The 21924-nt window shown below is 63.7% G+C and carries 24 protein-coding genes; 8 read left to right on the top strand and 16 right to left on the bottom strand.

Going from position 1 to position 21924, the window contains the following annotated elements; translation table 11 throughout:
- Window positions 1-23 precede the first annotated feature (23 nt).
- The 3 genes from OXH74_RS07625 to exbB are packed head-to-tail and all read right to left on the bottom strand — an operon-like array spanning window position 24 to window position 2164.
- Complete coding sequence (locus tag OXH74_RS07625) at window positions 24-767, bottom strand: energy transducer TonB (protein WP_375740706.1); 744 nt, start codon at window positions 765-767, stop codon at window positions 24-26.
- On the bottom strand, window positions 764-1189 hold the full coding sequence (gene exbD / locus OXH74_RS07620) for a TonB system transport protein ExbD (protein WP_375740705.1): 426 nt from the start codon (window positions 1187-1189) through the stop codon (window positions 764-766). Before exbD ends, OXH74_RS07625 begins: the two co-directional genes overlap by 4 nt.
- 3 nt (window positions 1190-1192) lie before the next feature.
- Complete coding sequence (gene exbB / locus OXH74_RS07615) at window positions 1193-2164, bottom strand: tonB-system energizer ExbB (protein ID WP_375740704.1); 972 nt, start codon at window positions 2162-2164, stop codon at window positions 1193-1195.
- A gap of 205 nt (window positions 2165-2369) precedes the next feature.
- On the opposite strand from exbB, the gene OXH74_RS07610 reads away from it, so the two are divergent.
- The 3 genes from OXH74_RS07610 (at window position 2370) to OXH74_RS07600 (ending at window position 4728) form a co-directional block, all read left to right on the top strand.
- The gene (locus OXH74_RS07610) at window positions 2370-3227 is read left to right on the top strand and encodes an SDR family oxidoreductase (RefSeq protein WP_375740703.1); all 858 of its coding nucleotides are present in this window, start codon (window positions 2370-2372) and stop codon (window positions 3225-3227) included.
- Between the two features lie 2 nt (window positions 3228-3229).
- Window positions 3230-4030, top strand: coding sequence for an AraC family transcriptional regulator (locus OXH74_RS07605; RefSeq protein ID WP_375740702.1), 801 nt, complete (start codon window positions 3230-3232; stop codon window positions 4028-4030).
- A gap of 68 nt (window positions 4031-4098) precedes the next feature.
- Window positions 4099-4728 carry a LysE family translocator gene (locus OXH74_RS07600; RefSeq protein ID WP_375740701.1) on the top strand — a complete coding sequence of 210 codons (630 nt, stop codon included), beginning with the start codon at window positions 4099-4101 and terminating at the stop codon, window positions 4726-4728.
- On the opposite strand, the gene OXH74_RS07595 is transcribed toward OXH74_RS07600, so the two are convergent.
- From OXH74_RS07595 to OXH74_RS07570, 6 genes are all read right to left on the bottom strand, one after another.
- Complete coding sequence (locus OXH74_RS07595; protein ID WP_375740700.1) at window positions 4711-5445, bottom strand: hypothetical protein; 735 nt, start codon at window positions 5443-5445, stop codon at window positions 4711-4713. The genes OXH74_RS07600 and OXH74_RS07595 overlap by 18 nt on opposite strands.
- Before the next feature lie 59 nt (window positions 5446-5504).
- Entirely contained in the window at window positions 5505-5885 is a 381-nt protein-coding gene (locus OXH74_RS07590) for a RidA family protein (RefSeq protein WP_215372320.1), read from the bottom strand.
- Window positions 5886-5984: 99 nt separating this feature from the next.
- The gene (spoT, locus tag OXH74_RS07585; protein ID WP_375740699.1) at window positions 5985-8093 is read right to left on the bottom strand and encodes a bifunctional GTP diphosphokinase/guanosine-3',5'-bis pyrophosphate 3'-pyrophosphohydrolase; all 2109 of its coding nucleotides are present in this window, start codon (window positions 8091-8093) and stop codon (window positions 5985-5987) included.
- Between the two features lie 60 nt (window positions 8094-8153).
- Window positions 8154-8417, bottom strand: a complete 264-nt coding sequence (gene rpoZ, locus OXH74_RS07580) for a DNA-directed RNA polymerase subunit omega (protein WP_215372315.1) — start codon at window positions 8415-8417, stop codon at window positions 8154-8156.
- Between the two features lie 122 nt (window positions 8418-8539).
- Entirely contained in the window at window positions 8540-9160 is a 621-nt protein-coding gene (gene gmk, locus OXH74_RS07575; RefSeq protein ID WP_215372312.1) for a guanylate kinase, read from the bottom strand.
- Between the two features lie 12 nt (window positions 9161-9172).
- Window positions 9173-10036 (bottom strand): YicC/YloC family endoribonuclease, encoded by an 864-nt coding sequence (locus tag OXH74_RS07570; protein WP_375740698.1) that lies wholly within the window; start codon window positions 10034-10036, stop codon window positions 9173-9175.
- 138 nt (window positions 10037-10174) lie between these two features.
- On the opposite strand from OXH74_RS07570, the gene rph reads away from it, so the two are divergent.
- Together rph and OXH74_RS07560 are read left to right on the top strand one after the other, a co-directional pair.
- Complete coding sequence (gene rph / locus OXH74_RS07565) at window positions 10175-10894, top strand: ribonuclease PH (RefSeq protein WP_215372308.1); 720 nt, start codon at window positions 10175-10177, stop codon at window positions 10892-10894.
- A 25-nt stretch (window positions 10895-10919) separates the two neighbouring features.
- On the top strand, window positions 10920-11285 hold the full coding sequence (locus OXH74_RS07560; protein WP_375740697.1) for a DUF4870 domain-containing protein: 366 nt from the start codon (window positions 10920-10922) through the stop codon (window positions 11283-11285).
- 105 nt (window positions 11286-11390) lie between these two features.
- Here OXH74_RS07560 and OXH74_RS07555 read toward each other — a convergent pair whose 3' ends face one another.
- Window positions 11391-12170 (bottom strand): exodeoxyribonuclease III, encoded by a 780-nt coding sequence (locus OXH74_RS07555; RefSeq protein ID WP_280289145.1) that lies wholly within the window; start codon window positions 12168-12170, stop codon window positions 11391-11393.
- Between the two features lie 80 nt (window positions 12171-12250).
- Here OXH74_RS07555 and pyrE point away from each other — a divergent pair, with 80 nt between their 5' ends.
- Together pyrE and OXH74_RS07545 are read left to right on the top strand one after the other, a co-directional pair.
- Window positions 12251-12892 (top strand): orotate phosphoribosyltransferase, encoded by a 642-nt coding sequence (gene pyrE / locus OXH74_RS07550; protein ID WP_375740696.1) that lies wholly within the window; start codon window positions 12251-12253, stop codon window positions 12890-12892.
- A gap of 23 nt (window positions 12893-12915) precedes the next feature.
- Window positions 12916-13509 (top strand): DUF4124 domain-containing protein, encoded by a 594-nt coding sequence (locus OXH74_RS07545; RefSeq protein ID WP_375740695.1) that lies wholly within the window; start codon window positions 12916-12918, stop codon window positions 13507-13509.
- A gap of 1 nt (window position 13510) precedes the next feature.
- Here the strand turns inward: OXH74_RS07545 and OXH74_RS07540 are convergent, their stop codons facing one another.
- The 5 genes from OXH74_RS07540 to coaBC form a co-directional block, all read right to left on the bottom strand.
- A complete protein-coding gene (locus OXH74_RS07540; protein WP_215372297.1) occupies window positions 13511-13954 on the bottom strand; it encodes a thioesterase family protein in 444 nt (147 codons plus the stop codon).
- A gap of 82 nt (window positions 13955-14036) precedes the next feature.
- Window positions 14037-14942, bottom strand: a complete 906-nt coding sequence (argB, locus tag OXH74_RS07535; protein WP_215372295.1) for an acetylglutamate kinase — start codon at window positions 14940-14942, stop codon at window positions 14037-14039.
- Window positions 14943-14963: 21 nt separating this feature from the next.
- Entirely contained in the window at window positions 14964-16361 is a 1398-nt protein-coding gene (gene algC / locus OXH74_RS07530) for a phosphomannomutase/phosphoglucomutase (RefSeq protein WP_375741580.1), read from the bottom strand.
- A 1234-nt stretch (window positions 16362-17595) separates the two neighbouring features.
- Window positions 17596-18051, bottom strand: a complete 456-nt coding sequence (gene dut / locus OXH74_RS07525) for a dUTP diphosphatase (protein ID WP_375740694.1) — start codon at window positions 18049-18051, stop codon at window positions 17596-17598.
- 6 nt (window positions 18052-18057) lie between these two features.
- Window positions 18058-19266, bottom strand: a complete 1209-nt coding sequence (gene coaBC, locus OXH74_RS07520) for a bifunctional phosphopantothenoylcysteine decarboxylase/phosphopantothenate--cysteine ligase CoaBC (protein ID WP_375740693.1) — start codon at window positions 19264-19266, stop codon at window positions 18058-18060.
- A gap of 135 nt (window positions 19267-19401) precedes the next feature.
- On the opposite strand from coaBC, the gene radC reads away from it, so the two are divergent.
- Complete coding sequence (gene radC / locus OXH74_RS07515; RefSeq protein WP_375740692.1) at window positions 19402-20076, top strand: DNA repair protein RadC; 675 nt, start codon at window positions 19402-19404, stop codon at window positions 20074-20076.
- Here radC and OXH74_RS07510 read toward each other — a convergent pair.
- Window positions 20073-21650: an ABC transporter substrate-binding protein gene (locus tag OXH74_RS07510; protein ID WP_375740691.1), complete on the bottom strand. Its 1578-nt coding sequence runs from the start codon at window positions 21648-21650 to the stop codon at window positions 20073-20075. The two genes, radC and OXH74_RS07510, sit on opposite strands and share 4 nt — an antisense overlap.
- Window positions 21651-21924: the final 274 nt, after the last annotated feature.

The raw sequence follows: 21924 nt of genomic DNA, 5'->3' as shown, positions 1-21924 counted from the left end.
CCCCACCGGGTGCAGGCGTTCGATCAGCGACGGTCGAGCGAGTAGACGAAGGGTGCGACCACTTCCAGGGTGCCGTTGTTGAGCAACTCCCGCGGGGGCGGGGGCAGAGGCTGGGCGCGGCGTATCATCTCCAGCGTGGCGCGGTCCAGCGAGGCGCTTCCGGACTTTCCGACCAGCGAATAGGACAGCACCTTGCCATTGCCGTCGATCACGAAACGCAGGCGGTTGACGCCCTCGAAGCCGCGTCTGCGTGCGTCATCCGGGTAGCGCTTGTAGCGGGCCAGGTGGCTGAGAAGCTTGCTCTGCCAGGTCGGCTTGGCGTCGGATGGCGCACTCGCTGCGGCTTGTTGCGGAGCGGCCGGCTTGGCATCGCTGGGCGCCGGCGTGGTCGGAGCGGCAACGCTTTCCTTGACCGGTTCGGTTTCGCGCGGCTTATCCGGCTTGGGCTCCGGCGGCTTCGGCTTGGGCGGCTGCGGTTTCGGCTTGGGTTTGGGCGCGATGGCGATCTTCGGCTTGGGCGCTTCAACCAGCTTCGGTAGCGGCTCAGGCTCAGGCTCGGGCTCCACCTGCGGCGGGGGCGGAGGAGCGGGCTTTGGCGCCGGGGCTGGCAACGGCTCCAGTTCGACCATCATGGCGGCTGGCGGCAGCTCGACCGGCTGGGCCTGCGGCCGCCAGTAAAGCGCCCAGAGACCCAATGCGATATGCAGCCCGAGCACGGTGATCAGGCTGACGCCCCAACGCGACAGCTTTCGTCTCGTTTGACTCATTTAGTGCCGACCGTCTCGAGGCCCACCAGGCCGATCTTCAGGTAGCCGGCGCCGCGAAGGGTATCCATGACCTCCATCAGCCGGGCGTAATCCACCCGCTTGTCGCCGCGGACGAAGATGGTCTTGTCCTTGTCGGCATTGGTCAGCTTGTCCAGCGAGCTGCCCAGTTGCTCGTCGGTGACCTGTGCGTTATCCAGGTACAGGCTCTTGTCTTCCTTGATACTCAGGTAGATCGGCTTGTCCGGGCGTGGTGCTGGCTTGGCCGTGGAGGCGGGCAGGTCGACCTTGATGTCGACGGTGGCCAGCGGCGCCGCAACCATGAAGATGATTAGCAGCACCAGCATGACGTCGATAAAGGGGGTGACGTTGATCTCGTGGGTTTCCTGGAGATCATCGCCACCTTCGTTCAGATGGATTCCCATGGCTCAGCCCACTTTCACCATTTGTGGAGCCTGGCTGCGCTCGGCCGGCAGATGATCGAGGTCGCGGCTGACCAGCAGCAGGACTTGGGCGGAGGCGTCGGCCACTTGGGCCTTGTAGCCAGCGATCGAACGCGCAAAGACGTTGTAGATCACCACGGCCGGAATCGCGGCAACCAGGCCCAGGGCGGTGGCCAGCAGGGCTTCGGCGATACCGGGGGCGACTACGGCCAGGTTGGTGGTCTGGGATTTGGCGATGCCGATGAAGCTGTTCATGATGCCCCAGACGGTGCCGAACAGGCCGACGAAGGGAGCGGTGGAACCGATGGTGGCGAGCACGCCGGTGCCCTGGCTCATCTGCCGGCCGCTGGCAGCGACCAGGCGTTCCAGGCGGAAGCTCACCCGCTCCTTGATGCCTTCCTTCTCGCGGGTATTGGTCGACAGTTTGAGCTCCTCCTGGGCGTCCTGGACCAGCAGCTTCGAGACGCAGGGGCCATCGCTGACCTTGTCACCGGCTTCGTTCAGGGTGCGAGCCGCCTTCAGGGTCAGCAGCTCATGGCGCAGACGGCGCTTGGCGCCCAGCAGCTCGATGCTCTTGGCGATCCAGACGGTCCAGGTCAGCACGGAGGCCAGGGCCAGACCGATCATCACGGCCTTCACCACGATGTCGGCGTTCTGGTACATGCCCCAGGGCGAGAGATCATGGGTCAGTTCTGCCATGCCAACTTGTCCGGTAGCCACCGGGTCGCCGGGCAGTGCGGGAGCAATCGGCGTTGCCCCATCGGCTGCAACACTGCCCTGTACCGCGCCGGTGGACGCTGCCGGCGCGCTGGTTTCCGAGGGCGGCGCAGTCGGGGTGGTCGGTTCCTCCGCGAAGCTGGCGCCCGGTGCGAGCAGCAGGCTGAGCATCACCGCTGTAAGCGCGCGGTGCAGACGGGAGGCAAGGGTGGGTTGTGCGGTGGGGGCGGTTGGTTTCATGCTGACCGGACCTGCAGGAAGGGAAGCGGTTTCGTTCATCGCCCCGTAAGTGCGGGGCGGGACTGAAGGCTGTGCATTATTGCAAGTAATTCTTGTTTGTAAAGGCGACAATATATCAATCGAGATTTGTCCCAATCCCTGACGGGGCCGGTTGGCGATTGCCGGACCTGTCCCTATCCTGATGTTTTCCGTTGGAGCCCATGAGATGTCAGCCCCTGCCTCCTTACTGATCGCCGGTTGCGGCGATGTTGGCGGCCGCCTTGCCCGCCAGATGCTGCAAGCCCGCTGGACCGTCCATGGCCTTCGTCGCCAGGTCGGCGCACTGCCCGCCGGTGTCCTTCCCGTACCTGCCGATCTGCAGCAGGCTGAATGTCCGTCGGCCTGGCCGACGGGCCAGCTGGATTACCTGGTGTATTGCGCCGCGGCTGGTCAGTCAGACGAGCCGGGCTATCGGGCCGCTTACGTCGAAGGCCTGCGCCATGTGCTCGACTGGCTGGCGCAGCGTGGACAACGTCCGCGCAGGTTGATCTTCGTCTCCAGTAGCGGCGTCTATGGGCAGCAGGATGGCGAGTGGATTGATGAAGACTCGCCAGCCGAAGCTGGGCGTTTTTCTGGCCGGATCATGCGCGAGGCAGAGCAGTTGGCCCTGGAGAGCGGGATTCCGGCCACCGTAGTACGCCTGACCGGTATCTACGGCCCCGGGCGCGAGTGGCTGCTCAAGCAGGTGCAAATGGGTTACCGCGTGGTCAGCGAGCCGCCACTCTACGCCAACCGCATCCATGTCGAGGATGCAGCGGGGCTGGTAGCGTTCCTGCTGCAGGCCGATGCCCGTGGCGAGGCCTTGGCCGACTGTTACCTGGGTGTCGATGACGAGCCCGCGCCGCTTCATGAAGTCGTGGGTTGGCTGCGTGAGCAGTTGGGGGTCAGTGGCTGGGCTGAGGAGTCCGCTGTGCGCCGCTCCGGCAGCAAACGCTGCAGCAACGCGCGTGCCCGGGCCTTGGGCTGGGTGCCGCGTTACCCGAGTTACCGCGAAGGCTACAGCGAGTTGCTCAAGGCTCACTGAGCATGGATGGCAACCGCCTGCAGGCGCGCCCCTGGTTGCCCGGCGTTGAGCTGTTCCATGCGGATTTCTCCGGACAGCCGTTCGGTCGGCACAGTCATGATGCTTTCGCCGTGGGGGCGATTCTCCAAGGCGTCGGCGGCTACCAGTGCCGAGGGGGCCGCCACGCGCTGCCGGCTGGAACGCTGTCGCTGATGAACCCTGAAGAGCCACACACGGGCCACGCGGTATCGCCACGCCTGGTCTATCGCATGCTCTACGTCGAGGAATCCCGCTTGCCAGCCCTGCTCGGGCGCAAACAGCTGCCGGGGGGGTTCCTCGAGCTGAACCCGGCTGATGACGGCTCCGTCGCGGCTGGACTGGAGCGCCTGGCTGTGGAGTTCGAGCGCGGCGATGCACTGGCGCTGGAAAGCGAATTGCTGGAGGTGCTCGAGCGGGTGTTTGTCCTCCATGGTGGCTTGCGGGCTGCCGCACTGTCACCTCGGGATGGTGGGGTGACGACCTTCCTGCGTGATTACCTTGAAGAGAACTTCGCGGAGGCGGTCAGCCTCGACCAGCTGGCCGGACTGGTACATCGCCATCCTCGACACCTGATCGAGGCCTTTCGGCGAGTGTATGGGGTGCCGCCACACACGTACCTGCTGCAGCGCCGGGTACGCGAGGCCAAGCGGCTGCTATTGGGCGACCAGTCGCCGCTGGACGTCGCGCTGGCGCTGGGTTTCTACGACCAAGCGCATTTCTCCACCACCTTCAAGCGCTTTACGGGCGTGACGCCCGGTCATTTCCGACGCGTCGCCAGGACCTGAGTTTCTTCCAAGACCGACCATCCGCCGAGTTTCGATACTGGTCGCCCTCTTCTTCGGAGGGTCGTGCCTTGCTTGCACTGTTTCTGCTGGTTGCCAGCACCCATTTCGTCGCCTTGCTGTCTCCCGGTCCTGACTTCTTCCTGTTACTCCGCTCCGCGTTGCTCAAAGGTGTCCGTCACGCTGATGGCTGCGCGGTCGGGATCGCCCTGGCCAACCTTTCGAGCATGCTGCTGGTATTGCTGGCGATCAGTGCCATGCCGTCTTCTGAAGGTGCTATGTGGATGGTGCTGCAGATTCTAGGCGGGGCCTATTTCGTCTGGATTGGCGGGCGGGCCCTGCTGGCGCAGCGCATGCTCGAGCTGCCGGAGGCCCTGCCTGTGGGACAAGGCTCCTGGCGTGTAGGGCTTGGAGAGGGATTCCTGGCCAGCAGCCTGAACCCCAAGTTGCCGATCTTCTACGCCGGCTTGTTCGGTGTCCTGCGCAACAGCGCGATGCCGGAGTGGGGGCTGCTGCTCAGCATGGGTTGGATGACCACGGTGGTGCTGGTGTGGGATATGGCCCTGGTGCGGTTGCTTGGCCATGGACGCTGGCGTCGATGGCTGCAGCAGCGGGTCGGCACGCTGGATAGGCTGTGCGGCTGCCTGTTGCTGCTGCTTGGTGGCTGGCTGATGGTCAGCGCATCAGTCGCGTTCCAGTAGCCAGGCGCGCTTGCCGGGCGTGTATTCGGGCATCTCGTCGGTCTGGGCACTGTTGCGTGCTTCGAGGATTTCCAGTTCGTCGCCGTCATGGACGAAGATCCAGGCGCGCCCCTGATTGCCCTGTTGCAGCCAGATGCTGTCGTTTTCGCCGCTCATCGCTGCGCAATCACCTGCCAGGCAGAGGGCATAGCGATCAGCGCCGGGCAGGCCTTCCAGGCTGCCGTCAGCATTGAACTTCACCAAGCCGCCCTGACCTTGGCCCTCACTGATGGTCCAGGTGCCTCCTAGATAAGAGGCATAGAGCGCGTGCTCGAAGCTGCTGCCTGGCGGGGCACCCTCTGCCGGGGCCTGCTCGGGATGAACGAAACGCTGCTCTGGCAGGTTTTCACTGGCGAGCTGGACCAGCTCGTCGCCGTCGACTTCGAGCCTTTCGTGGTAATCGCCGTAGAAGTCCACCTGCCAGTTGCCGTCATCGTGCGGTACCAGGCGACCTTCACCCAGTTCGAAGCCATTGCTGTATTTGGCCTCCCCGGTTTTTCCGTCGATCTGCCACTCGAGGTTGGGTCCGTAGGCCAGGAGCGATTCACGCAGCTTACCGTCCTGGGAGGCAGCATCGATCGCTGCCTGGTTGATCCAGATGCCGCTGGGGTCGGAGGGAGCACTGGAGCAGCCGCCCAGAATGAGGGCGCTGGCCAGCAAGGTGAGGGCGTGACGCATGAAGGTGTCCTTTCCGCGAACTACAGGGGAGGCGGGGCGCGGGGCCCCGCCGGTGGGGCTTACTCCAGCACCAGGATGGCGTCCATTTCCACTTGCGAGCCGCGCGGCAGGGCGGCGACGCCGATGGCTGCGCGGGCGGGGTAGGGCTGCTCGAAGTAGCGGCCCATGATCTCGTTGACCTTGGCGAAGTGGGACAGGTCGGTGAGGAAGATGTTGAGCTTGACGATGTCCTTGAAGGAGCCGCCAGCGGCTTCAGCGACGGCTTTCAGGTTTTCGAACACCTGGACGGTCTGGGCTTCGAATCCTTCCACCAGCTCCATGGTCTTGGGGTCCAGCGGGATCTGGCCGGACATGTAGACGGTGTTACCGGCCTTGATCGCCTGGGAATAAGTGCCGATGGCTGCAGGGGCCTTGTCGCTGGTAATGACGGTCTTGCTCATGTGGAACTCCTTGGTCTTGTTTAAGGCTTGGCAGTCTATTGAAAAACGGCGGCATCGGGCTGCACACAGCCTGCGTTCGCTACGTTTATCGATAGGTTGCTAGGCGCGTACACGGGTGATGCGGATCACACCCTTCAGTGCGCGCAGCTTCTTGATGACGCGGGCCAGGTGCACGCGATCATGCACGCTGACCACCAGCTGGACCACGCTGATGCGGCCATCGCGCTCGTCCATGCTGATCTTCTCGATGTTGCCGTCGGCGGCGTTGACGCTGCTGGCGAGCAGGGCGATCAGCCCGCGCTGGTGTTCCAGCTCGACGCGCAGCTCGACATTGAATTCGCCTGCCACATCCTTGGCCCAGGACAGCTGGATGCACTTTTCCGGATTGTGGCGGATCTCACCGATGTTCTTGCAGCTCTCCAGATGCACGACCATGCCCTTGCCGGCGGACAGATGCCCGACGATGGGGTCGCCAGGGATTGGCGTACAGCACTTGGCATAGCTCAGCACCAGACCCTCGGTGCCGCGAATAGCCAGCGGGCCTTCAGGGCTCGGCAACTGCTCTCCGTCGCTGGCCAGTAGGCGGCGAGCCACCACATAGGCCATGCGGTTGCCGAGGCCAATGTCCTCGAGCAGGTCTTCGATGACTTCCTGGCGATACTCAGTGAGGATGGCCTGGACCCGTTCGGGGGCAATCTTGTCCAGATGGCTCTCGAAGCCGGCCAGGGCCTTGTTCAGCAGGCGTTCGCCCAGGCTGATGGATTCGGAGCGGCGCTGTTGCTTGAGCGCATGGCGGATATGCGTGCGCGCCTTGCCGGTGACCACGAAGTTGAGCCAGGCCGGGTTCGGGCGGGCGCCCGGTGCAGTGACGATCTCGACCGTCTCGCCGCTCTGCAGTGGTTCGGAGAGTGGTGCCAGGCGTCGGTTGATGCGGCAGGCGATGCAGGTGTTGCCGACATCGGTGTGCACCGCGTAGGCGAAATCGACCGCGGTGGAGCCTTTCGGCAACTCCATGATGCGGCCCTTCGGCGTGAAGACGTAGACCTCATCCGGAAACAGGTCGATCTTCACGCTCTCGATGAACTCGAGCGAGTTTCCTGCGCGCTGCTGGAGTTCCAGCACGCCTTTCACCCATTGACGGGCGCGGGCATGGGTACCCTTGGGCTGGTCGTCCTCGCTGGACTTGTACAGCCAGTGCGCGGCGATGCCGTTGTTGGCCATCTCTTCCATTTCGCGGGTGCGAATCTGGATTTCGATGGGCACTCCGTGCATGCCGAACAGGGTGGTGTGCAGTGACTGGTAGCCGTTCGCCTTGGGGATCGCGATGTAGTCCTTGAAGCGGCCGGGCAGCGGCTTGTACAGGTTGTGCACCGCGCCGAGCACGCGGTAGCAGGTGTCGACCTTGTCGACGATGATGCGGAAGGCGTAGACGTCCATGATCTCGTTGAACGCCCGGCGCTTGCCACGCATCTTCTTGTAGATGCTGTACAGGTGTTTCTCGCGACCGATCACTTCGCCTTCCATGCCTTCGCGACGCAGGCAGTTGGTCAGCGATTCCTCGATCTTGTTGACGATTTCCTTGCGATTGCCGCGTGCACGCCGCACAGCGGCACGGATGCGCTCCGAACGCATCGGGTGCATGGCCTTGAAGCCGAGGTCCTCGAACTCCACGCGCATGCTATGCATGCCCAGCCGGTTGGCGATAGGGGCGTAGATTTCCAGAGTTTCCTTGGCGATGCGGCGACGCTTCTCGCCGGAAAGCACTTCCAGGGTGCGCATGTTGTGCAAGCGGTCCGCCAGCTTGACCAGGATCACGCGGATGTCGCGGGCCATGGCCATGGCCATCTTCTGGAAGTTCTCGGCCTGGGCCTCGGCCTTGGACTCGAAGTTCATTTGGGTCAGCTTGCTGACCCCGTCCACCAGTTCGGCGACGGTTTCGCCGAATTGCCCGCTGAGGGCTTCCTTGGCAATGCCTGTGTCCTCGATCACGTCATGCAGCATCGCGGCCATCAGGCTCTGATGGTCCATGTGCATGTCGGCCAGGATGCTGGCTACGGCGAGGGGATGGGTGACGTAGGCTTCACCGCTACGCCGGCGTTGCCCATCATGGGCTTGCTCGGCATAGAAGTAAGCTCGGCGCACCAGGTTGACCTGATCGGCGCCGAGGTAGGTCGAAAGTCGCTCGGCGAGGGCATCTATGCTCGGCAAGGCATCACTCCTGGCCGGCCGCTGCGATCCTGGGCTTTACGACGTCGACCAGGCATGGGCTCAGAGGGCCTCGTTGGCCTCGTCCTCGAAAGCAGCGAACAGCGGTTCATCTTCGACGATGTCTTCCTGGGCTATGACGTCATAGTCGACCAGGCCTGCAGCGATTTCACGCAGGGCAACGACGGTAGGCTTGTCGTTTTCCCAGGCTACCTTGGGCTCTTTGCCGCCGGTGGCCAGTTGACGGGAACGCTTGGTGGCAAGCATGACCAGCTCAAAGCGGTTATCGACGTTGTCCAGGCAGTCTTCAACGGTAACGCGGGCCATGGTGTTCCTCGTAGCACAGAATTGAATGGCAAATGCTTTGCCCGAAAGGGCGAGCGGACTGAATAGTCTAAAAAATCACCAGCATTAAGGGAAGCGCTGATTTCAGCGCCTCCCCTTGATCATCAGGCTAGCAGGCTGGCCAGCAATGCGCCGTGACGGACCTGTTGCGATCCCTGGCGAAGCTGGTTGGCGCGGAAGATGGCCTTGAGGTCGTCGAGCGCAGTAGCGAAATCATCGTTGATCACCAGGTAGTCGTACTCGACGTAGTGGCTCATCTCGCTGACGGCTTCGCGCATGCGTCGGTCGATGATCTCGTCGCTGTCCTGGCCGCGGTTGTTCAAGCGGTGGCGAAGGGCGTGCTGACTGGGTGGGAGGATGAAGATGGACTTGGCCTGGGGCATCAGGTGACGAACCTGCTGTGCGCCCTGCCAGTCGATCTCGAGGATCAGGTCATGTCCGTCGGCGAGGGCCTGCAGGACCCAGCGCTGCGACGTGCCATAGAGATTGCCGAAGACCTCGGCATGTTCCAGGAAGTCGCCGTGGTCCAGCATGTGCACGAACTCTTCGCGGCTCACGAAATGGTAGTTGAGCCCGTCCACTTCACCCGGGCGCATGCCGCGGGTGGTGTGGGAGATGGAGACGCTGATGTTGGGCTCGGCGTCGACCAGGGCTTTGACCAGGCTGGTCTTGCCGGCGCCGGAAGGCGCTGAAACGATGTACAGGGTGCCGGGGGTGGCGGTCATGGGGACTGTCTCTTACTCGATGTTCTGCACTTGCTCGCGCATTTGCTCGATCAGTACTTTGAGGTTCACGGCGGCCTGGGTCGAGCGCGGGTCGAAGGCCTTGGAGCCGAGGGTATTGGCTTCGCGGTTGAGCTCCTGCATGAGGAAGTCCAGGCGGCGTCCCGCTGCGCCGCCGGCCTTGAGCACCCGGCGAACTTCGGCGATATGGGTGCCAAGACGGTCCAGTTCCTCGGCAACGTCGCTTTTCTGAGCCAGAAGCACCAGCTCCTGCTCGAGGCGTTGCGGGTCCAGTTCGGCCTTCATCTCGTTGAAGCGGTCGAGGATCTTCTGCCGTTGGCCGGCCAGCATCTGCGGAACCAGCGCGCGCAGGGCGGTGACTTCTTCATCCATCGCGTCGAGGCGCTCGTTGAGCAGTCGCGCCAGTTCGGCGCCCTCGCGGGAGCGGCCGTTCTTCAGCTCGACCAGCGCCTGGGCAAAAAGCTCCAGGGCGGCGGCATTCAGTGCCTGAGGGTCGGTAGCGTCGGCTACCAGCACGCCAGGCCAGGCCAGGACCTCTAATGGGCTGATCGGCGCTGGCTGCTGCATCAGTGCGGCGACGCTTTCGGCGGCCTGGATCAGCTGCCCGGCACGCTCGCGATCGACCTGCAGCGGCTTGCCGGCGGTCTCCTCGGCGAGGCGCAGGGTGCACTCCACCTTGCCGCGCGAGAGGCCCTGGCGCAGTGCATCGCGCACCGGGCCTTCGAGGTCGCGAAAGGCTTCGGGCAGGCGCAGGTGGGGTTCGAGGTAGCGATGGTTGACCGAGCGCAGTTCCCAGCTCAGGGTGCCGTTGGGGCCGGCCCGTTCAACGCGGGCGAAAGCGGTCATGCTGTGCACCATGGGATTTCCTTCTGGTGTGGTCGATCGAAGGAGCCGATTGTAGCCCAGCCGGACCCACCACTCCCAACGTGGCGATGTCCCACCGGGCGAGACGTCTCTATAATGGCCGGCAGACTCCTCCCGTACAGGTATTCCCCGATGAAACGTCCCAGTGGCCGCACAGCTGATCAGCTGCGCTCGATCCGCATCACCCGCAATTACACCAAGCATGCAGAAGGCTCGGTGCTGGTTGAGTTCGGGGATACCAAAGTGATCTGCACGGCCAGCGTCGAGTCCGGTGTGCCGCGCTTCCTCAAGGGGCAAGGGCAGGGCTGGCTGACGGCTGAGTACGGCATGTTGCCGCGCTCCACTGGCGAGCGTAACCAGCGTGAGGCCAGCCGTGGCAAGCAGGGCGGCCGCACGCTGGAAATCCAGCGCCTGATCGGCCGCTCGCTGCGTGCTGCCCTGGACATGAGCAAGCTGGGCGAGAACACCATCTACCTCGATTGCGACGTGATCCAGGCTGATGGCGGTACCCGTACCGCTTCCATCACTGGCGCTATGGTGGCCCTGGTTGACGCGCTGAAGGTGCTGAAAAAGCGTGGTGCGCTGAAGGGCGAGCCGTTGAAACAGATGGTTGCCGCCGTATCCGTGGGCATCTACCAGGGCGAGCCGGTGCTGGACCTGGACTATCTGGAAGACGCGGCTGCCGAGACCGATCTCAACGTGGTAATGACTAGCGCTGGCGGCTTCATCGAAGTACAGGGCACGGCTGAGGGCACGCCCTTCCAGCCCGAGGAACTGACCGCAATGCTGGACCTGGCGCGCAAGGGCCTCGGCGAGCTCTTCGAACTCCAGCGGGCTGTGCTGGCCGACTGACCATCAGCAGAGGAGGGGCAGGTACATGGACGAACTCACTCAAACTCAGCCTCCAAGCAAGGAAGTGCGGCAGTGGGCGATGTTCTGCCATTTCTCCGCCTTCCTCGGGCTGGTCTTCCCCTTCGGCAACCTGCTGGGGCCGTTGATCGTCTGGCAGATCAAGAAGGACCTCGATCCGTTCGTCGATGCCCAGGGCAAGGAAGCACTGAACTTCCAGATCACCGTCGCCTTGGCGGTAGTGCTCTGTTTCCTGCTGATGCTGGTGGTGATCGGATTCCCGCTGCTCGGTCTGGTCAGCATTGGTGCGCTGGTGCTGACCATCATCGCGGGCATCAAGGCCAATGAAGGCCAAGCCTACCGTTATCCGTTCTGCTGGCGGTTGGTGAAATAAAGCGTATCAGCCTAGCGTGATGGTGGCTGGTGGGCCGAGCCCATCCTCCGGGATACATATCTCCAGCAAAGAAAAAGCCGGCTCGAAAGCCGGCTTTTTCGTGCGTCAGACGCTCAGCAACCAGTCGTAGTCCACGATCAGCGGCGCATGCTGTGAGAAGCGCGGCTGCCGTGGCAGGCGCGCGCTGCGCACGAAACGGCGCAGGCCGGGCGTCAGTACCTGGTAGTCGAAGCGCCAGCCGAGGTTGAGCATCTCGGCCTGTTCGCTGTCCGGCCACCAGCTGTACTGGTCGCCCTCGCGGCTCACTTCGCGCAGCGCATCCACATAGCCCATGTTGCCGAACACTTCGTCCATCCAGGCGCGCTCGGGCGCCAGGAAGCCTGGAAGCTGCTGACAGTCGCGCCAGTTCTTCACGTCCAGCTTCTGGTGGGCAACGTACAGCGAGCCACAGTAGATGTACTCGCGGCGCTTGCGCCGTTGCTTGTTCAGATAATGGGTGAGGTCGTCCATGAACTTGAACTTGTGGTTCAGATTCTCGTCCCCGCCTTGCCCGGAAGGCAGCAGCAGGGTGGCGATGCTCACTTTGTCGAAATCTGCCTGCAGGTAGCGTCCGTATCGATCACAGGACTCGAATCCGAGCCCCCAGATCACCGCCTTTGGTTGTAACCGTGAATAGAGCGCCACACCGCCTTGGGTGGGAACTTCAGCATCGCCGGCGTAGAGGAAATAACCATCCAGTTGGAAGGCAGGGTCGTCCAGGTCGAAGGCGGAGGCACGGGTATCTTGCAGGCAGATCACGTCGGCATTCTGCGCTTGCAGCCAGCTGAGGAGTCCTCGCTCGGCGGCAGCTTGAATACCATTCACGTTCACACTGATGATCCGCATAAATGGCCCCCAAAAACACGTGCGTGTATGATACCCGAGCTCTTTCTATTTAGCTAAATCCGTGCCGTCCGAGGCTTTACATGCAGGCGTATCAGCGCGAATTCATTCGCTTTGCCATCGAGCGCGGAGTACTGCGTTTCGGTGAGTTCACTCTCAAATCCGGGCGTACCAGCCCTTACTTCTTCAATGCCGGTCTGTTCAACAGCGGGCTTGCCCTGGCGCAGCTCGGGCGATTCTACGCAGCTGCCGTGGTCGATAGTGGCATTTCTTTCGATGTGCTGTTCGGGCCGGCCTACAAGGGTATTCCGCTCGCAGCAGCAACGGCGATCTCGCTGGCCGAGCATCACCAGCTCGATCTGCCCTGGTGCTTCAACCGCAAGGAAGCCAAGGATCACGGCGAGGGCGGCACCCTGGTAGGCGCCCCTTTGCAGGGGCGTGTGCTGATCGTCGATGACGTGATCACCGCTGGCACCGCCATCCGTGAAGTCATGCAGATCATCCAGGCCCAGGGCGCCCAGGCGGCGGGCGTGCTGATCGCGCTGAACCGTCAGGAGCGCGGCCAGGGTGAACTTTCAGCTATACAGGAAGTAGAGCGTGACTTCGGCATGCCGGTGGTCAGCATCGTGTCCCTGGAGCGGGTACTGGAGTATCTGGCAGGTGATTCCGAGCTGAAGAAGCACCTGCCCGCCGTGGAAACCTATCGCGCGAACTTCGGGATCTGAGCCCGCCCGGGCGGGATGTCCACATGCAGAAGCGACATGCCCTTCGCGTCAGCCTGCTGGTGTGCCTGGCCATCGCCCCGTTGGCCGGTGCCGCCGAGCTTTATCGGTATGTCGACGACAAGGGCGTGACAGTGCTCGATCGGCAGGGCGTACCGCCGGAGTACATCGGCAAGGGCTATGAAGTGCTCAACGACCAGGGGCGCGTGGTTCGGGTCGTACCGCCCGCGCCCAGTCGCGAGGAGATGCAGCGTCAACTGGACGAGCAGGCGCGAGCCAGCTCAGATGCCCAGCTGCTGCGTCTTTACACCAGCGTCGAGGACGTTGATCGTGCGCTGGAACGCAAGCTCGCCGAGCTGGATGGCCTGATTGGGGTGGTGCGAGGCAACCAGCAGTCCTTGCGCAAGCAATTGACCGGATTGCAGAGCCAGGCGGCCGAAAGCGAACGGAGCGGGCGGGACGTTCCGGCGCATCTGCTGACGCAGATGGAGCGCCTTCGTGAAGAGCAGAAGCGACTGGACAAGGAGATCGCCCGTTACCAGGCTGAGAGTGAAAAAGCCAAGACCGGCTACGCCGCTGACCGTGCCCGCCTAGCCGAGCTGTTGGGCTCCACTCCCTGAGTCAGAATTGTGGGGCGTGGCCCTCGAAGCGCAAGACTCTCTCCCTCAGCCAGTCGGGTAGCCGTCGGCTCGTTCGGTTATGGGTGTCGGCGTGCACATAGACCATCTCCCCGGAAGTCAGCTGCAAGTCATCGCGCCAGATGCCGATCTGGAAGTTCAAGCTTGCGCCACCCAGGCGGCTGACGCGGACGCCGATGTCCAGCAGGTCGTCGTACCGGGCCGGGGCGTGATACTCGAGAAGGGCCTTTACCGCGAAGAAATCGCCGCCATCACGTTGCAGGTCGGCCGGATATGCCACATCCAGGGTGCGAAAGTACTCAGTCGTGGCAACGTCCACATAGGTCAGGTAGTGACCGTTGAAGACGATGCCCTGCGGGTCCACTTCCGCCCAGCGCACGCGCAGGTTGTGAAAGTAGGTGAAATCCGTGCGTGACAGGCTGGCCATGAAGGGCTCCCGGGGTTGCTTGCAAGGTCTGGACACGGAAAGGCCGGATCGCTCCGGCCTTTCCGTATCGGGGTTTCGCTGCTCAGGAACGCTTGCGGTTGGTGATCAGGGTGCCGACACCGGTGTCGGTGAAGATCTCCAGCAGCACTGCGTGAGGTACACGGCCATCAATGATGTGCGCGCTGTTCACCCCGCCCTGCACCGACTCCAGTGCGCAGCGGATCTTCGGTAGCATGCCGCCATAGATGGTGCCGTCGGCGATCAGGTCGTTGACCTGCTCGGTGGAAAGCCCAGTGAGCACCTGGCCCTGCTTGTCCATCAGGCCGGCAATGTTGGTCAGCAGCATCAGCTTCTCGGCTTTCAGCGCCTCGGCGACCTTGCCGGCCACCAGGTCGGCGTTGATGTTATAGGACTCGCCATTGGCACCAACGCCGATGGGAGCAATCACCGGAATGAAGTCGCCCTTGACCAGCATGTTCAGCAGGTCAGTGTTGACGCCGGTGACTTCGCCTACATGGCCGATGTCGATGATTTCCGGCTGGGTCATCTCCGGGGTCTGGCGGGTGACGGTGAGCTTCTTCGCGCGGATCAGCTCAGCGTCCTTGCCGGTCAGGCCAATCGCGCTGCCGCCGTGGCGGTTGATCAGGTTGACGATATCCTTGTTCACCTGGCCCCCGAGGACCATCTCCACCACGTCCATGGTTTGCGCATCGGTGACGCGCATACCGTCGATGAAGTGGCTCTCGATGGACAGGCGCTTGAGCAGGTCACCGATCTGCGGGCCGCCACCATGCACGACCACCGGGTTGATGCCGACGGCTTTCATCAGCACCACGTCGCGGGCGAAGCCGGCTTTCAGCTCGTCGCTTTCCATGGCGTTGCCGCCGTATTTGATCACCAGGGTCTTGCCGACGAAGCGGCGGATATAGGGCAGCGCTTCGGACAGGACCTGGGCGACTTGGGAAGCGGCGTCGAGGCTGAGGGTCATGCTGGGCTCCAGTAACACGGATCAGAACGGCAGGGTGAGTTCAGGGGCGATGGCATTGAGCTGGCTGCGGAAGACCTGCTTGATGCGCTCAAGCTCTTCTTCCGAGTCGGCCTCGAAGCGCAATACCAGCACCGGCGTGGTGTTGGAGGCGCGGACGAGGCCCCAGCCCTTCGGATAATCGACGCGCACGCCGTCCAGCGTGGTGAGGTTGGCTTCACCCCAGCTGGCTTCCTGTTGCAGGCGCTCGATCAGGCGGAACTTGTTCTCGTCGGTGACGGTGATGTTGATTTCCGGCGTAGAGATGTCGCTCGGGAAGGCCGCGAACACCTGTTCGGCGTCCTGCTTCTCCTGGCTGAGGATTTCCAGCAGGCGGGCGGCACTGTAGATGCCGTCGTCGAAGCCGAACCAGCGTTCCTTGAAGAAGATGTGGCCACTCATTTCGCCCGCGAGCAGGGCGCCAGTTTCTTTCATTTTCTTCTTGATCAGCGAGTGGCCGGTTTTCCACATCACCGGACGGCCGCCGTAGCCGCTGATCAGCGACGTCAGTCGACGAGTGCATTTGACGTCGAAGATGATATCGGCGCCCGGATTGCGCGAGACCACGTCCTTGGCGAACAGCATCAGCAGGCGGTCGGGGTAGATGATGGTGCCGGCGTTGGTCACCACGCCGACGCGGTCTCCGTCGCCGTCGAAGGCCAGGCCCAGGTCGGCATTTTCTTCTTTCACCTTGGCGATCAGGTCTGCGAGGTTTTCCGGCTTGCCAGGGTCCGGGTGGTGGTTCGGGAAGGTACCGTCGACATCGCAGTAAAGCGGGATCACGGTGCAGCCCAGGGCTTCGATCAGTTGTGGAGCGATCACGCCGGCTACACCGTTGCCGCAATCGACCACGACCTTCATCTGCCGCGCCATGGCGATGTCATCGCGGATCTGGCTGAAGTAGCGATCGAGAATCTCGACCTGCTCGACGCTGCCGGTGCCGCTGGCCAGGTCGTTGTTCTTGATGCGGGTGTGCAAAGCGGTGATCTGCTCGTTGGCGAGGGTTTCGCCTGCGACCACGATCTTGAAACCGTTGTAGTCCGGCGGGTTGTGGCTACCGGTGAGCATGACGCCAGACTTGCCGGCCAGCACGTTGGCGGCGTAGTACAGGACGGGAGTCGGCACCATGCCGACATCGGTGACCTGGCAACCGCAGTCCACCAGGCCCTGGATGAGGCTTTGTACCAGCTCGGGGCCGGACAGGCGGCCGTCACGGCCGACCGAGACATTGGGCTCGCCGCGGGCCAGGCTTTCCGAGCCGATGGCGCGTCCGACCCAGTAGGCGGTCTCGGTGGTCAGGGTGTCGCCTACCACGCCGCGGATGTCATAGGCGCGGAAAATACTGGCGGGGAGGGCGGGTGCGATCTTTTCGATGCTGGTCATGGCGGGGGCTTGCTCCAATCCCAGGAGGTCCTGGTCTTCGTCGAGGATGTCGATATCGAGGATGTCGGTATCTTGGAATAACGGGTCGGCCGGCTCGGCTGACACAGTTGTCGTGGGTGGCGTCTGCTTGGCGGGCGCCGTGGCTTGGCCGTTTTCCGGCAGCGGTTCAGCTTTGCGTCCGGGCTGGCGAGCGAGCGCCTGGGCCAGACTATCCAGCGCCGGCAGGCGCAGGTTGCATGGTTTGACGCTCTTGCCGTTCGAGAGTTCGAGCAGCAGTTGGTTCAACTGCTGGGCGTCCTCGCGCAGCGTGCGATGCAGGGCAGACCGGCTGAGGTAGAGTCCGAGCACGGCACCGGCCAGGGCGAGCAGGGCGGCCAGGGCCAGGAGCAACGGTGAGCCGGAAGACTGGGCGAGCGCCGGCCCTGGGGTGAAGCTGAGGCGCCAGTTCGGGTTGCCGCTGTCGAAGGTGATCGGCGCGACGGCTGCTGCCTGGCCGCGTGTCGCCAGGATCTGGGGCGGCGCCTTGCTGAATTGCTGGGCCAGCTGCAACTGGCCGATGTCGGCCGGCAGCACCGGCAGGGCATTGAGCAGGTGCTGAAGGTCGAATGCCAGCAGCAGGGTGCCCTGCAGTGGTGCGTCGGGGCTCGCTCGCAGGGGGATGGCGCTATAGACCAGCCAGCGTTGGTCGTTCTTGTAAGCCTCCAGCGCTGGCTTCTGGCCTTCCTCTGCGCGGCGCAGCAGGTCCAGGGCGGCGAAGTTCATCGGGGCCGCGCGCTGCCCATCCGGCTGCGCCTGGCCGGGCAAGTTGAGGTGTGCGTCTACCACGCCACTCCAGTGGGTCAGATTGCGTTCGGCCATCTGGAGCCGGGTGGCGTCGCCACTTTCCAGGGCCTCGATCAGTGCCGGGTTCTGCGCCGCGGCGGCAGTTTCGGCCTGCATTTGCGCAATGGCTTGCTGGACGGCAGAGGCTTGGCTGCTGCCCCATACCTGGCTCAGCTGGGCGACGCGGTTCGCATCGGCAGGGGCGAGCACGCCGAACCAGAGAATGGCGCCGGCGGCTGCCAGGCCGCCCAGCGTTGCGATGACGCCCGGCAGGAGTTCGCCGGGCCGAGGTTGCGCCCGAGCCTTGGCCATGGGCTGCGCATTTGGCTGCTCTGTGGACGCTGCATCCTTGCTACTGCGCTTGAAGAGTTTCACTGAGGTCTCCTCGGCGGTTTGTCCTGAGGGCGGGCGATTACTGACTGCCGGTATGGCCGAAGCCGCCTGCACCGCGCTGGCTTTGGTGGAATTCCTCGACCAACTCGAAGTGAGCTTGTACCACGGGCACCAACACGAGTTGCGCGATGCGCTCACCGATTGTAATGCGGAAGGTCGTCTGGCCACGGTTCCAGCAGGAAACCATGAGCTCGCCCTGGTAGTCGGAGTCGATCAACCCCACCAGGTTGCCGAGGACGATGCCGTGTTTATGACCCAGCCCGGAGCGCGGCAGGATCATGGCTGCGAGGCCCTGGTCGGCGATATGGATCGACAGGCCAGTGGGGATCAGCAGCGTCTGGCCCGGTTCGAGGGCGACCTCTTCCTTGAGCATGGCGCGCAGGTCGAGGCCAGCGGAGCCGGGGGTGGCGTATTGCGGCAGCGGGAATTCGCTGCCCAGGCGGGGGTCGAGGATCTTGGCTTGCAGGGAATGCATGAGGTCTCAGGCCTGGTTGAGGCGGTCGGCGATGAAGATGATCAGCTGACGGGCGATCTTGCCCTTGCTGGTCTGGGCAAAGCTGGTCTGGCCCAGGTCGCGGTCGATGATGGTGATGGCGTTTTCCTCGCTGTTGAAGCCGATGGTGGGGTTGGCCACATCATTGGCGACGATCAGATCGAGGTTCTTGTCCTTGAGTTTGCGCGAAGCGTATTCGAGCAGGTTCTCGGTCTCGGCGGCGAAGCCGACGCTGAAGGGGCGATCGGGACGGCCGGCAAGGGTGGCGAGAATATCGGGGTTGCGTACCAGCTGCAGCAACAGGCCTTCGCCGCTGGTCGGGTCCTTCTTCATCTTGTGCTGGGCCACCACTTCGGGGCGGTAGTCGGCGACGGCGGCCGCGGCGATCAGCAAGTCGCAGGGCATCGCCGCTTCGCAGGCCGCCAGCATGTCACGCGCGCTGATCACATCGATGCGGTTGACCCGATCCGGCGTCGGCAGGTGCACTGGGCCGGTGATCAGCGTCACCTTGGCACCAGCCTCCACTGCGGCTTCAGCCAGGGCAAAGCCCATTTTGCCGGAGCTGTGGTTGGTGATGTAGCGCACCGGGTCGATGTTTTCCTGGGTCGGTCCGGCGGTGATCAGCACATGGCGGCCGGTCAGGGCGCGATGCTCGAAGCAGTCGGCGGCGCGTTGTGCCAGCTCCTCGGCCTCCAGCATGCGGCCGAGGCCGACGTCACCGCAGGCCTGGCTGCCCGATGCCGGGCCGAACAGGCGGAAACCGCGCTGACCCAGCAGTTCGAGGTTGGCCTGGGTGGCCGGGTCGCGCCACATCGCCTGGTTCATGGCTGGGGCCAGGGCGACCGGCGCATCGGTGGCCAGTACCAGAGTGCTCAGGAGGTCGTCGGCCATGCCCTGGGCCAAGCGCGCAATCAGGTCGGCGGTGGCCGGCGCGATCAGCACCAGGTCGGCCCAGCGGGCCAGTTCGATATGACCCATGGCCGCTTCGGCGGCGGTGTCTAGCAATTCCAGGTGGACCGGGTGACCGGAGAGGGCCTGGAGGGTCAGCGGTGTGATGAACTCACGGCCGCCCTGGGTCATCACCACGCGGACTTCCGCGCCTTGGTCACGCAGTCGGCGGACCAGCTCAGCACTCTTGTAGGCAGCAATGCCGCCGCCCACGCCCAGGAGGATGCGTTTCCGATAGAGCCGCTGCATAGGCCTGCCTTTCTATGGATGTTGACGATGCGCTGCGGCGGGGCCTCCCCAGACCGGCCGCCGCGCAAAAAGGGTGGGGTAAGATAGCACAGCGCCCGCATCGGAACAGCGGCGCAGCTCAACCAGGGAGGTCTCATGAGCATTCGACATTGGCCCGCGGCGGAGCGTCCGCGGGAGAAACTTCTCGACCAGGGCGCGGCAGCCCTCAGTGATGCCGAGCTTCTGGCCATCTTCTTGCGTACTGGCGTCGCCGGCCGTAGCGCGGTGGATCTCGCCCGCCAGCTGCTCAGCGAATTCGGCGGTCTGCGTCCGCTGCTGGAGGCGGACCTAGAATCCTTCTGCCAGCATCTGGGCCTGGGGCCGGCCAAGTTCGCCCAGTTGCAGGCGGTGCTGGAAATAGCCAGGCGCCACCTGGCCGAAGGGCTACGCCGCGATTCCGCGCTGGAGAGTCCTCAGGCTGTACGCGCTTACCTGAAGGCACAGTTGCGGCATGCGCATCACGAGCAGTTCGCCTGCCTGTTCATGGATTCCAAGCACCGGGTGCTGGCCTTCGAGGTGCTGTTTCACGGCACCATCGACGGTGCCAGCGTCTATCCGCGCCAGGTGGTCAAGCGCGCGTTGGCACACAACGCCGCAGCCTTGATCCTGACGCACAACCACCCCTCCGGGGTCGCCGAGCCCAGCGAGGCTGATCGGCAGCTGACCCAGCGCCTGAAGGAGGCGCTGGCGCTGATCGACGTGCGGGTGCTCGATCACTTCATCGTCGGCGATGGCGAGCCGCTGTCGATGGCGGAGTATGGCTGGGTTTAAGGCGCGAGTCTGACCTTGGAGAAATCCTGCCGGCCAAACGGACTGACCTTATAACCCTCGACGCTCGCACGGGTCAGGGCAAAGGCGGTGGGGTGAGCGAGGGGAAGCCACAGTGCCTGCTCGCGGATGATCTGCTGGGCCTTCTCGTAGAGCGCAGCGCGTTCGGCCTGGGTGCTGTGGGTCTTGCCGTCGCTGATCAGCTTGTCCAGTTCGGGATTGCAGAATCGCGCGAAGTTCAGTCCGGACTGCACCGAGGCGCAGGAGAATTGCGGTGTGAGGAAGTTGTCCGGATCGCCATTATCGCCAGCCCAGCCCATGAACAGCAGGTCATGCTCGCCGGCTTTGGCGCGGCGGATCAGTTCGCCCCATTCGATCACGCGGATCTCCGCCTGGATGCCCACCTTGGCCAGGTCGGCCTGCAGCAGCTGAGCGCCGAGACTGGGGTTCGGGTTGAGCAGGCTGCCGGACGGGCGCGTCCAGATCGTGGTCTTGAAGCCGTCCTTGAGACCGGCCTCGGCCAACAAGTCCTTGGCTTTCGCCGGGTCATGCGGATAGGCCGGCAGCTGGTTGGCGTAGCTCCAGGTGTTCGGTGGGAAGGGGCCATCCGCAGCGCTGGCGCTGCCGTCGAATACCGCCTTCAGGTAGCTGACCTTATCGAAGGCCATGTTGATCGCCTGGCGCACCTTGGGCTGGTCCAGCGGGGCATGCTGGCTGTTGATGCCGACGAAGGCGGTCATGAAGGCGGGTGTCTGGATGACCCGGATCGCGGTGTCGCCGGACGCGGCCTGAACATCCAGCGGCTTGGGCGAAAGGGCAATCTGGCACTCGCCCCGGCGCAGCTTCTGCAGGCGCACATTGGCATCAGGGGTGATGGCGAAAACTAGCCCGTCGACACCTGGCTTACCGGCGAAGTAGGTCGGGTTGGCCGCGTAGCGCACAGAGGCATCCTTCTGGAAGCGCTTGAAGACGAAAGGGCCGGTGCCAATGGGGTAGGCGTTGAGCTTCTCCGGCGTCCCGGATTTCATCAACTGATCGGCGTACTCTGCCGAATAGATAGAGGCGAAGCCCATGCTCAGGGTGGCCAGGAAAGTGGCGTCAGGCTTGGTCAGGGTAAAGCGCACTTCTCGGTCGCCGGCACTTTCGACGCCCTTGATCAGGCTCGGCAACTGCATCGACTGGGCATGAGGGAATCCACTTTGCGCAACCTTGTGCCAAGGGTGGGCCGGGTCGAGCATGCGCTGGAAGCTGAAGACGACATCGTCCGCAGTCAGTGGGCGGCTCGGGGTGAAGTAGTCCGTGGTGTGGAAGGCCACGCCCTGGTGCAGGTGGAAGCTGTAGACCAGACCGTCGGACGAAACCTCCCAACGCTCTGCCAGGCCGGGTACCAGCTGGCCACGTTCGGCATCGAACTCCACCAAGCGGTTCATCAACACGTCTGCCGAAGCATTGGTGGTGGTCAGGGAGTTGTACTGCACCACGTCGAAGCCTTCTGGGCTCGCCTCGGTACAGACGCTGAGATTGGCGGCCTGGGCCAGCAGCGGGGCGAATAGCAGCGGGAGGGCGGCGAAACGCATGGCAAACTCCTTTGCGGGGAAGAGGGGCGGCCAGCGGCGGGCCAAGGGCCTAACCCTAGACCAATGCCGGATACAGGACAATCGGCGGCGGGCGACGAGCGGTCGCCCTGCCCTGTGCCTCCCGAAGTAGCGGCTGTGCGTGCTTTGGGCGCGTTCCGGGCCTGTGGGTAAATCGCTACGGCCCTTGCTGCACTAGGGGGTTTCTGATATAAAGCAGCGCTCTTTTCTGGGGGCCCGGTCTTTCGCATTCATTATGCGGCCGGTAAGACCCTGA

The sequence above is a fragment of the Metapseudomonas boanensis genome (assembly GCF_042232855.1).
Lineage (GTDB): Bacteria > Pseudomonadota > Gammaproteobacteria > Pseudomonadales > Pseudomonadaceae > Metapseudomonas > Metapseudomonas boanensis.
This window is presented reverse-complemented; position numbering and strand designations above follow the sequence as displayed.

Excerpts from the sequence above, each read along its gene's own strand:
- OXH74_RS07625 (WP_375740706.1), bottom strand. The coding sequence starts at position 767 with ATGAGTCAAACGAGACGAAAGCTGTCGCGTTGGGGCGTCAGCCTGATC.
- exbD (WP_375740705.1), bottom strand. The coding sequence starts at position 1,189 with ATGGGAATCCATCTGAACGAAGGTGGCGATGATCTCCAGGAAACCCAC.
- exbB (WP_375740704.1), bottom strand. The coding sequence starts at position 2,164 with ATGAAACCAACCGCCCCCACCGCACAACCCACCCTTGCCTCCCGTCTG.
- OXH74_RS07610 (WP_375740703.1), top strand. The coding sequence starts at position 2,370 with ATGTCAGCCCCTGCCTCCTTACTGATCGCCGGTTGCGGCGATGTTGGC.
- OXH74_RS07605 (WP_375740702.1), top strand. The coding sequence starts at position 3,230 with ATGGATGGCAACCGCCTGCAGGCGCGCCCCTGGTTGCCCGGCGTTGAG.
- OXH74_RS07595 (WP_375740700.1), bottom strand. The coding sequence starts at position 5,445 with ATGCGTCACGCCCTCACCTTGCTGGCCAGCGCCCTCATTCTGGGCGGC.
- OXH74_RS07590 (WP_215372320.1), bottom strand. The coding sequence starts at position 5,885 with ATGAGCAAGACCGTCATTACCAGCGACAAGGCCCCTGCAGCCATCGGC.
- rpoZ (WP_215372315.1), bottom strand. The coding sequence starts at position 8,417 with ATGGCCCGCGTTACCGTTGAAGACTGCCTGGACAACGTCGATAACCGC.
- gmk (WP_215372312.1), bottom strand. The coding sequence starts at position 9,160 with ATGACCGCCACCCCCGGCACCCTGTACATCGTTTCAGCGCCTTCCGGC.
- OXH74_RS07570 (WP_375740698.1), bottom strand. The coding sequence starts at position 10,036 with ATGGTGCACAGCATGACCGCTTTCGCCCGCGTTGAACGGGCCGGCCCC.
- rph (WP_215372308.1), top strand. The coding sequence starts at position 10,175 with ATGAAACGTCCCAGTGGCCGCACAGCTGATCAGCTGCGCTCGATCCGC.
- OXH74_RS07560 (WP_375740697.1), top strand. The coding sequence starts at position 10,920 with ATGGACGAACTCACTCAAACTCAGCCTCCAAGCAAGGAAGTGCGGCAG.
- OXH74_RS07555 (WP_280289145.1), bottom strand. The coding sequence starts at position 12,170 with ATGCGGATCATCAGTGTGAACGTGAATGGTATTCAAGCTGCCGCCGAG.
- pyrE (WP_375740696.1), top strand. The coding sequence starts at position 12,251 with ATGCAGGCGTATCAGCGCGAATTCATTCGCTTTGCCATCGAGCGCGGA.
- OXH74_RS07545 (WP_375740695.1), top strand. The coding sequence starts at position 12,916 with ATGCAGAAGCGACATGCCCTTCGCGTCAGCCTGCTGGTGTGCCTGGCC.
- OXH74_RS07540 (WP_215372297.1), bottom strand. The coding sequence starts at position 13,954 with ATGGCCAGCCTGTCACGCACGGATTTCACCTACTTTCACAACCTGCGC.
- argB (WP_215372295.1), bottom strand. The coding sequence starts at position 14,942 with ATGACCCTCAGCCTCGACGCCGCTTCCCAAGTCGCCCAGGTCCTGTCC.
- algC (WP_375741580.1), bottom strand. The coding sequence starts at position 16,361 with ATGACCAGCATCGAAAAGATCGCACCCGCCCTCCCCGCCAGTATTTTC.
- dut (WP_375740694.1), bottom strand. The coding sequence starts at position 18,051 with ATGCATTCCCTGCAAGCCAAGATCCTCGACCCCCGCCTGGGCAGCGAA.
- coaBC (WP_375740693.1), bottom strand. The coding sequence starts at position 19,266 with ATGCAGCGGCTCTATCGGAAACGCATCCTCCTGGGCGTGGGCGGCGGC.
- radC (WP_375740692.1), top strand. The coding sequence starts at position 19,402 with ATGAGCATTCGACATTGGCCCGCGGCGGAGCGTCCGCGGGAGAAACTT.
- OXH74_RS07510 (WP_375740691.1), bottom strand. The coding sequence starts at position 21,650 with ATGCGTTTCGCCGCCCTCCCGCTGCTATTCGCCCCGCTGCTGGCCCAG.